Below are 1,174 nucleotides of genomic sequence, written 5' to 3'. Positions count from 1 at the left end.
CACCATTCCCGACGGCACCGCCATCATGTTCAGCCCGTATCTGGTCCAGCACGACCCGCGCCACTTCCCGAATCCCGAGGCCTTCGATCCCGACCGCTGGTCGCCGGACCGCACCGGCGAGATCGACAAGCAGGCGAACCTGTCCTTCGGCGTCGGTCGCCGGCGCTGCCTGGGCGATCATTTCGCGCTGCTGGAGATCACGCTCGCCTCGGCGGCGCTGCTGGCCCGGTGGCGACCCGAGCCGGATCCGGCCTACGTCGTGCGGGCCTCGAACCGCGACTTCGTCCTCTCACCCTCCGCGATTCCGGTGACTCTGCACCGGCGCTAGCGACGGCGCAGCAGCACCCCGCGGATGAACGCCGCCTGCCCGGAATGCTGGATATCGTCGTCGACCACGCTGATCAGCCGCACGCCGAGGGTCACCGGCGGATCCCAGCGGGTGTCGACGATCCGCGGCAGGTCGGCGTCGGTGAGGGTGCGGACGTACTCGACGGTGCGGTCGTGAACGGCGTCGTGATAGCCCAGCAGCGACTCGGCCGGGACACCGTCGAGGGCCGCCACCGCGTCCGGACCATCGCCGTATCCGGTCGCGGATTCGTCGAAGGGCAGATCGAAGCGGCGAGCCCAGCCGGCCGCCGTCCACACCTGTTCGGTGCCGGCCACGTCGGCGACGTGGTCGTCCTGCACGCGGGTCAGATGCCAGATCAGCCAGGCGATGGAATTGGCCCCCGGATCCAGCCGCGCGGCCAGTTCCTCCTGGGTGAGCCCGGCGACCGCGCCGTGCACGTTCTCCTTGATCCGCCCGAAGGCGTCTACCAGCAGATCGGTGCTCGTCATGCTGGTATGCAAGCACATCGCACCGACAGTTCGGTGGAACCGGTGTGAATATGCCCGCTCACAAGGTGTTTCACCGTGGTTCACCGGCCCGGTCCGCCCCGGCGAACCGAGAGTGGAAGACGGACAGAGAGTTCGGCACGTTCCTGCTACCCTGGTCGACAGTCCGGTTACGGATGTCCGGCCGGGCGGCTAACCAAGCCTCTTGTCCTACAACAGATGTGGGGTGACGCTGTAGGACCATACCGACAGGTAGGACCATACCGACAGCGGAATTCTTCGTCGCGCTCGACAGTTCATTCTCTGGAGTCACATCTTTTGACCACACCACGTTCTGCAC

The 1,174-nt window shown here is 66.7% G+C and carries 2 protein-coding genes; one reads left to right on the top strand and one right to left on the bottom strand.

What is annotated here, in order from left to right:
* On the top strand, positions 1 to 328 hold a 328-nt coding region (locus tag ACGF5C_RS34925; protein ID WP_393308715.1), incomplete at its 5' end, for a cytochrome P450.
* On the opposite strand, the gene ACGF5C_RS34920 is transcribed toward ACGF5C_RS34925, so the two are convergent.
* Positions 325 to 837 (bottom strand): DUF664 domain-containing protein, encoded by a 513-nt coding sequence (locus tag ACGF5C_RS34920; protein WP_030517972.1) that lies wholly within the window; start codon positions 835 to 837, stop codon positions 325 to 327. The genes ACGF5C_RS34925 and ACGF5C_RS34920 overlap by 4 nt on opposite strands.
* Positions 838 to 1,174 lie beyond the last annotated feature (337 nt).

It is taken from the genome of Micromonospora sp. NPDC047620 (assembly GCF_043205005.1).
Taxonomy (GTDB): Bacteria; Actinomycetota; Actinomycetes; order Mycobacteriales; family Micromonosporaceae; genus Micromonospora.
Note: the sequence above shows the minus strand (reverse complement) of the source record. Positions and strands in the feature narration are given on the sequence as shown.

Bases quoted from the DNA above. Each gene is read 5' to 3' on its own strand.
- ACGF5C_RS34920 (WP_030517972.1), bottom strand. From the start codon at position 837: ATGACGAGCACCGATCTGCTGGTAGACGCCTTCGGGCGGATCAAGGAG.